The sequence below is a fragment of the Nocardia acidivorans NBRC 108247 genome, assembly GCF_001625085.1.
GTDB lineage: Bacteria > Actinomycetota > Actinomycetes > Mycobacteriales > Mycobacteriaceae > Nocardia > Nocardia acidivorans.
The window spans coordinates 219,341-226,479 of record NZ_BDAW01000014.1; the positions used below are offsets into that span (position 1 = coordinate 219,341).

General features: G+C 67.3%; 7 protein-coding genes. 3 read left to right on the forward strand and 4 right to left on the reverse strand.

The features are described from left to right. Window positions 1-53: 53 nt before the first annotated feature. The gene (locus NA10_RS09385; protein WP_067566044.1) at window positions 54-530 is read right to left on the reverse strand and encodes a cupin domain-containing protein; all 477 of its coding nucleotides are present in this window, start codon (window positions 528-530) and stop codon (window positions 54-56) included. 72 nt (window positions 531-602) lie between these two features. Between NA10_RS09385 and NA10_RS09390 the strand changes: the two genes are divergently transcribed. Further along, window positions 603-1,163 carry a TetR/AcrR family transcriptional regulator gene (locus tag NA10_RS09390; RefSeq protein WP_067566047.1) on the forward strand — a complete coding sequence of 187 codons (561 nt, stop codon included), beginning with the start codon at window positions 603-605 and terminating at the stop codon, window positions 1,161-1,163. Between the two features lie 89 nt (window positions 1,164-1,252). Here the strand turns inward: NA10_RS09390 and NA10_RS09395 are convergent, their stop codons facing one another. Genes NA10_RS09395 through NA10_RS09405 form a run of 3 tightly spaced genes read right to left on the reverse strand, consistent with a single transcriptional unit; the run spans window position 1,253 to window position 2,543 of the window. Beyond that, complete coding sequence (locus NA10_RS09395) at window positions 1,253-1,963, reverse strand: AAA family ATPase (RefSeq protein WP_245677109.1); 711 nt, start codon at window positions 1,961-1,963, stop codon at window positions 1,253-1,255. Further along, window positions 1,960-2,175: a hypothetical protein gene (locus tag NA10_RS09400; RefSeq protein ID WP_067566050.1), complete on the reverse strand. Its 216-nt coding sequence runs from the start codon at window positions 2,173-2,175 to the stop codon at window positions 1,960-1,962. Before NA10_RS09400 ends, NA10_RS09395 begins: the two co-directional genes overlap by 4 nt. Next, window positions 2,172-2,543, reverse strand: coding sequence for an alpha/beta fold hydrolase (locus NA10_RS09405; protein ID WP_067566053.1), 372 nt, complete (start codon window positions 2,541-2,543; stop codon window positions 2,172-2,174). The genes NA10_RS09400 and NA10_RS09405 overlap by 4 nt, the downstream gene beginning before the upstream one ends. Window positions 2,544-3,028: 485 nt before the next feature. Between NA10_RS09405 and NA10_RS09410 the strand changes: the two genes are divergently transcribed. After that, window positions 3,029-5,722, forward strand: coding sequence for a valine--tRNA ligase (locus tag NA10_RS09410; protein WP_067566056.1), 2,694 nt, complete (start codon window positions 3,029-3,031; stop codon window positions 5,720-5,722). Between the two features lie 65 nt (window positions 5,723-5,787). Next, on the forward strand, window positions 5,788-7,139 hold a 1,352-nt coding region (folC, locus tag NA10_RS09415; RefSeq protein ID WP_067566158.1), incomplete at its 3' end, for a bifunctional tetrahydrofolate synthase/dihydrofolate synthase.

Below are 7,139 nucleotides of genomic sequence, written 5' to 3' on the forward strand. Positions count from 1 at the left end.
GCACAGCTGTTTCGGCCGTGCCCCGTACCGAAGGGGCGCGGCCGAAACGGCATTCACGCCCGGGGCGTGGCGGTCTCCTCGTAGCGGATGTCGTATTTCGAGGCGATCGGATTGATCTTGACCGGATCCAGTGCCCCCGCGGTGAGCACGCTCGGCCCGGCCTCGAAGAGGTCTTCGAGATAGCACTCCCAGCCGCCGGGGGAGGAGATCTGCAACAGGCGCGGAGGCGGGGTGGAGCCGCAGCGCAGGGCATGCGGAATCCCGTGCGGCAGTAGGACGAACATGCCCGCGGTGGCGTGCACGACGCGATCGTCGAACTCGACCTCGAGCACGCCGTCCAGCACGTAGATCGACTCGTCGGCGACCCGGTGCGTATGCCGGGGGATATCGCGGGCGAGCGTCACCTCCAGCATGGAGAAACGACCCTCGGTATCGGCGGTGGCGGCCTTGACCGCGAAGGCGGGCGGCAGGGGAACGCGGCCGGGGCGGACCTCGCCGGGTTGGAGCAGCAGAAAACGATTCTCGGACATTGCTGATACCCTTTCAGCTGAAGCGGAACCGGAGTCCGATTCCGTTTAAAGCAAAGCCGAGAAGGATCACCCATGTCAACCCCTCGCAAACCCCGGGCCGACGCCTCTCGCAATCGTGACCGCCTGCTGGAGACGGCGCGAATGCTGCTGGCCGAGAACGGAAACCGCGTCCAACTCCCCGAGATAGCGCGCGCTGCCGGGGTGGGAATGGGCACCGTCTACCGGCACTTCCCCACCCGGGCCGATCTCATCGAGGCGGTGGCCGAGCAGCGCTTCGAGGAGATCGCGGAGTTCGCCCGCACCGCATGCCTCACCGCACCCGCGGGCCAGGGCCTGGACCGCTACCTGCGCCATGTCGGCGGGGTGCTCGCCGCCGACCAAGGGCTCTCCGCCGCAATCGAATCCGCGCGACATGCGCCGGGCAGTGAACCGCGCGGTGAGACCCGTGCCCGGCTCGAAGCGGTGATCGGGGAGATCATCGCCCGCGATCGGCGGGCAGGCACGCTGCGCCCGGACTGCACGGTCCTGGACGTGTACATGCTCGTGGGCGCGATCTCAGCCACCATTCGCACCGGCAGTGGGGACTGGGAGCGGCTGCTCGATCTCACCAGCTCAGGGCTGCGGCCGCGGTAGGTGTGGATCCCGGCCGAAAGCACGCGGGGATGACGAGGGCATGCCGGGTGCGAGGGCATGCCGGGATCCATAGCCCCGGGTGATCCGGCTCAGCCGCGTATCCCGGCTTCCATGACGGGGGTCGAGAAGGTGACCTCTTCCAGTGCGGTGACGGCGGGGCGGTCCAGGATGACCACCGAATCCGGGGCGGGCTCGGGCATGACGCCCGCTCCGGCGCGGTCGACGAGGTGCTGCCAGCGCATGCAGTGCCATTGGAAGCTGAGGCGGCCCACCGTGCGGCCGCGCGAGATCTGGCCCGCGCGAGCGAGTTCGGCGGGAGCATCGATCATGATCAGGTGAATGGGCCTGCCATTGGCGCGCGCCCAGGCCGTGACCAGGCGGCGCACCCAGTGCCGGGTACCGCAGTCGTGGATGACCACCGGACCGTCCGCGCGTCGCAGCGCGGCGCGAATGCGCCGGTAGTGCGTGAGATGCACGATCGGCAGCAGCAGCGGATACGGCACCGCGCTCACCCGGTGCTGCCACCATTTGCGGGACTGCTGGGAGTCGACCAGCACCGCGCCCGAGGGGCTGCGGGCGGGCAGATGCGAATCCGGATAGTCGCCGAACAGTTTGCGCAGGGCGGTGCTCTTCCCGGCGCCCGGCACCCCGGTGAAGATCACGGCCGCGCTTGCGGGATAACGCAATTCGCGGAGGGTGCGGCCGCGCAGATCATGCACCCGATGCGGCGCCAACATGCGCGGCCGCGGATACTCGGGATCGAAATCGGCGGCGGCCGCGGTGTCGAGCGGAGGGTTCACTCCTCCAGGATCGGCAGTGGAATCAGTTCGGACAACCGGGATTTCCCCTGATATTTCCCCGAATCGGGAATCAGCCGCGGGGCGCGGCGCAGGCGACCTCGATCATCGGCGCGTTCGAATCTATGGTGGTCGGCCCGGGTGCCTGGAGCGACCGGCAGCGGATCGTCCGCCGCGTCCGGCACGCCCAGGAGAATCGGATACCGCTTCGTCATGCCGTAATACCTTTCATCGCTGGGGAATTCGCATCCGCCAGGGCGTCCGAATGCGCGCGCTCCTTGTGCGGAGCGGTGAGGATGCCATCAATATCGGTGCGCGTACCGAGCAGCACGCTGTGGTGCGAACACACGCTGCTCATGCAGCGCCATTCGGACCGCGGTGAACGCACCGTGCCCGACACCGCCCACCACCGCGCGCTCGATGCCCGGGTGATCGGCGACCGCCCAGGCGTCGCGGGCCAGGTCCCAATAGCTGAACGGGTGCCATCGTCCTCGGAGAGGCCGTGGCCGCGCGAATCGACGCAGACCAGGCGATAGTCCGGCGCGAGCGCCCGCTGCTGTGGGCCGAAGCTCTCCTGGTCCATGAAGAAGCTGTGCCCCAGCAGAACCGGTGATCCATTCCCTCCCGTATCGGTGTGGTGGACCTTCGCTCTCCCACGAGCTCAGAACGGCATCTTCGGACCTTACGACAGTTGCCCGACGGGAAAACCTGACTCCGACTGTGAAATGAATGCAGTCACACGTCGAATACAACCGCGAAAACCGCTGGCCGCCAGTGCTATTCGGAGCTCGTTCGGATCGGCCGTACCCCTTGCACAGCTCCGCTGCGGGTCGCGAGGGCCATGCGGGCCACGCAACGCGGTTGCAACGAATTGTGGCCTACCCTGGCGCATTTGGTCCCGAACCTGAGAATTGCTTATGGATCCGAGAGGGTCCGCGCAAACGGCGGTAGGCTTACCTTCGAAGGCGGGGCCTTCGGTGTCCCTCATCCGCCGAAGGTCCCGCCCTTCGGCTTTCTTGCCGCGGCCGCGCTGTCAAGCCCTGCCGGGGTGTCAATTAGAATCGCACGGTGACCAGCGCAGCCTCTGAGAACCCGCGTAATCGTGCCGATGCCCTCCCCAAAAGCTGGAACCCCGGCGAGGTGGAGGCCGACCTGTACGAGCGCTGGGTAGCCGCCGGTTACTTCACCGCCGATGCGAGCAGCGCCAAACCCGCGTACTCGATCGTGCTGCCGCCGCCGAACGTCACCGGCACCCTGCATATGGGCCACGCCCTCGACCACACCCTGATGGACTTGCTCACCCGCCGCAAGCGCATGCAGGGCTATGAGGTGCTGTGGCTGCCCGGTATGGATCACGCCGGTATCGCCACCCAATCGGTGGTGGAGAAGCAGCTCGCCCTCGACGGCAAGACCAAGGAAGACTTCGGCCGCGAACTCTTCATCGACAAGGTCTGGGACTGGAAGCGCGAATCCGGCGGCCAGATCCAGGGCCAGATGCGCCGCCTCGGCGACGGCGTCGACTGGAGCCGCGACCGCTTCACCATGGACGACGGACTCTCCCGCGCCGTGCAGACCATCTTCAAACGCCTCTACGACGCGGGCCTGATCTACCGCGCCGAGCGCCTGGTGAACTGGTCGCCGGTGCTCGAGACCGGCATCTCCGACCTCGAGGTCGACCATAAAGAGGTCGACGGCGAACTCGTCTCACTGCGCTACGGCTCGCTGAACGACGATGAGCCGCATGTGATCGTCGCCACCACCCGCGTGGAGACCATGCTCGGCGATACCGCGGTGGCCGTGCACCCCGACGACGAGCGGTACAAAGCGCTCATCGGGACCACGCTCTACCATCCGATCACCGGTCGTCAGATCCCGATCGTCGCCGACGATTACGTGGATCCCGAATTCGGTTCCGGCGCAGTCAAGATCACCCCCGCGCACGACCCCAACGACTTCGAGCTCGGCCTGCGGCACAACCTGCCCATGCCGACCATCATGGACAAGACCGGCAAGATCGCCGACAGCGGAACCGAGTTCGACGGTATGGACCGCTTCGAGGCCCGGCTCAAGATCCGCGAACGGCTCGAGGCCGAGGGCCGCGTCACCGGCCGCGTCTACCCGTACAAGCATCAGGTCGGCCACTCCGAGCGCTCCGGCGAACCCATCGAACCGCGCCTGTCCATGCAGTGGTGGGTCAAGGTCGAGGGCATCGCCAAGGCCGCCGGCGACGCCGTCCGCAACGGTGATGTCAAGATCCACCCCGCGAGCCAGGAACCGCGCTGGTTCGACTGGGTCGACAATATGCACGACTGGAACATCTCCCGGCAGCTGTGGTGGGGCCACCGCATTCCGATCTGGTACGGCCCCGCGGGCGAGATCGTCTGCGTCGGCCCGGACGAGCAGGCCCCCGAGGGCTACGTGCAGGATCCGGATGTCCTGGACACCTGGTTCTCCTCGGGCCTGTGGCCCTTCTCCACCATGGGCTGGCCGGACAGCACCGCCGAGCTCGAGAAGTTCTATCCCACCAGCGTTCTGGTCACCGGCTACGACATCCTGTTCTTCTGGGTCGCCCGGATGATGATGTTCGGCATGTTCGTCTCCGACGATCCGGTGCTCACCACCGGCAAGGACGCCGAGCAGAAGCAGGTGCCGTTCCGGGATGTGTTCCTGCACGGCCTGATTCGCGACGAACACGGCAAGAAGATGTCCAAGTCGCGCGGCAACGGCATCGACCCGCTGGACTGGATCGAGGAATTCGGCGCGGACGCAACCCGATTCACCCTGGCCCGCGGCGCACAGCCGGGCGGTGACCTCTCGGTCGGCACCGCGCACGTGACCGCCTCGCGCAGCTTCGTCACCAAACTGTTCAATGCCACCAAGTTCGCGCTCATGAACGGTGCGCAGCCGGGTGAACTGCCCGCTCGCGACACCCTCACCGATACCGACCGCTGGATCCTGGACCGCCTCGAAGAGGTGCGCGCCGAGGTCGACGCCAGCTTCGACCGCTACGAATTCGGTAAGGCGTGCGAATCGCTCTACCACTTCGCGTGGGATGAATTCTGCAGCTGGTACCTGGAATTGGCCAAGGTGCAGTTCGCCGAGTCCGAGGAGCGCGCCGCGAGCACCCGCATCGTGCTGGGCAATGTGCTCGATTCGGTGCTGCGCCTGCTGCATCCGGCCATTCCGTTCGTCACCGAACAGCTGTGGCTCGCGCTCACCGGCGGGGAATCCATCGTGGTCGCGGCCTGGCCGCAGGCCACCGGCCTTGCCACCGACCAGGTTTCGGCCGTCCGCATCGCCGACGCCCAGCGGCTCATCACCGAAATCCGCCGCTTCCGCAGCGATCAGGGCCTGTCCGACAGTCAGAAGGTCTCGGCCAAGCTCATCGGCTTGGACAACGCCGATCTGCTCGCCCAGCAGACCGAGATCACCACGCTGGCCCGCCTCACCGCGCCCGGCGACGATTTCGCCGCCACCGCCGCGGTCGAGGTGCGGCTGAGCTCGTCCACCGTCACCGTCGAGATCGACACCTCCGGGACCGTCGACCTGGACGCCGAGGCACGCCGCCTGGAGAAGGATCTCGCCGCCGCCCAGAAGGAACTCGCGGGCACCACCGGCAAGCTCGGCAACCAGGGCTTCCTGGCCAAGGCCCCGGACGATGTGGTCGCGAAGATCAAGGCGCGCAAGGAGATCGCCGAGTCCGAGGTCGAGCGCATCGGCGCCCGGCTCGCCGAGATCGCCAAGCTGGCGGAGCGCAAGTGAACGACGAACCCGAGCGTCAGTACGTCGAAGGCCCCATCACCACCTCCCCGGTGGATCTGGCCGAAATGGCGTTGGTCGAAGCCGAACTCGACAAGCGCTGGCCCGAGACCAAACTCGAGCCCTCGCTCACCCGCATCGCCACCCTGATGGATCTGCTGGGGTCGCCGCAGCACGGCTACCCGGCCATCCACATCGCGGGCACCAATGGCAAGACATCGGTCACCCGCATGATCGACGCCCTGCTCACCGCCCTGCACCGGCGCACCGGGCGGATCACCAGCCCGCACCTGCAATTGGCGACCGAACGCATCGCCATCGACAACGCGCCCATCACGCCCGGCCAGTATGTCGAGCTGTACCGCGAATTGCTGCCGTTCCTCGAGATGGTCGACAAACAGTCGATCGCGGCGGGCGGTCCGGCGCTGAGCAAGTTCGAGGTGCTCACCGCCATGGCGTACGCCAAATTCGCCGAAGCGCCCGTCGATGTCGCGGTCGTGGAGACCGGGATGGGCGGCACCTGGGACGCCACCAATGTCATCGATGGTCAGGTCGCGGTCATCACCCCGATCGGCTTGGACCACACCGAATTCCTCGGCCCGGACCTGGAATCCATCGCGGGGGAGAAGGCCGGGATCATCAAGAAGGCCCCCGCCGACGAACTGGTGCCGCGCGATACCGTCGCGGTCATCGCCGAACAGCAGCCCGAGGTCATGGAGGTGCTGCTGCGCCGCGCCGTCGATATGGACGCCGCGGTGGCGCGCGAGGGTTCGGAGTTCCGCCTGCTCACCCGCCGCGTCGCCATCGGCGGCCAGGTGCTGGAGTTGCAGGGCCTGGGCGGTGTCTACGACGACATCTTCCTGCCGCTGCACGGTGAGCATCAGGCCCGCAATGCCGTGCTCGCGCTGGCGGCCGTCGAAGCCTTCTTCGGCGCGGGCGCGTCCCGTCAGCTCGATATCGATGCCGTCCGAGCCGGATTCGCGTCCGTGCAGAGTCCGGGCCGGATGGAGCGCATGCGCAGCGCGCCGACCATCTTCATCGACGCCGCGCACAATCCGCATGGCGCGCAGGCGCTGGCGGCAACACTGACAAGCGAATTCGACTTCCGCAAACTGGTCGGCGTGGTCGCGGTGCTCGGCGACAAGGACGCCGGGGGCATCCTGGACGCCCTCGAACCCATCCTGGACGAGATCGTCGTCACCGAGAACGGCTCTCCCCGTGCCCTTCCCGTCGACGAACTGGCCAACCTCGCGGTCCAGCGCTTCGGCGATGAGCGCGTCGCGGTGGCCGGCGATCTGCCCGACGCCATCGAGACCGCCATCGCCCTCGCCGAAGAAGGCGAGAGTGGCGAACTGGTCTCCGGAGCGGGCATCGTGGTCACCGGATCGGTCGTCACCGCCGGGACGGCCCGCTCACTGTT

Coding starts and splice junctions, on each gene's coding strand:
- NA10_RS09385 (WP_067566044.1), bottom strand. CDS start 530: ATGTCCGAGAATCGTTTTCTGCTGCTCCAACCCGGCGAGGTCCGCCCC.
- NA10_RS09400 (WP_067566050.1), bottom strand. CDS start 2,175: ATGACGAAGCGGTATCCGATTCTCCTGGGCGTGCCGGACGCGGCGGAC.
- NA10_RS09405 (WP_067566053.1), bottom strand. CDS start 2,543: ATGGACCAGGAGAGCTTCGGCCCACAGCAGCGGGCGCTCGCGCCGGAC.
- NA10_RS09390 (WP_067566047.1), top strand. CDS start 603: ATGTCAACCCCTCGCAAACCCCGGGCCGACGCCTCTCGCAATCGTGAC.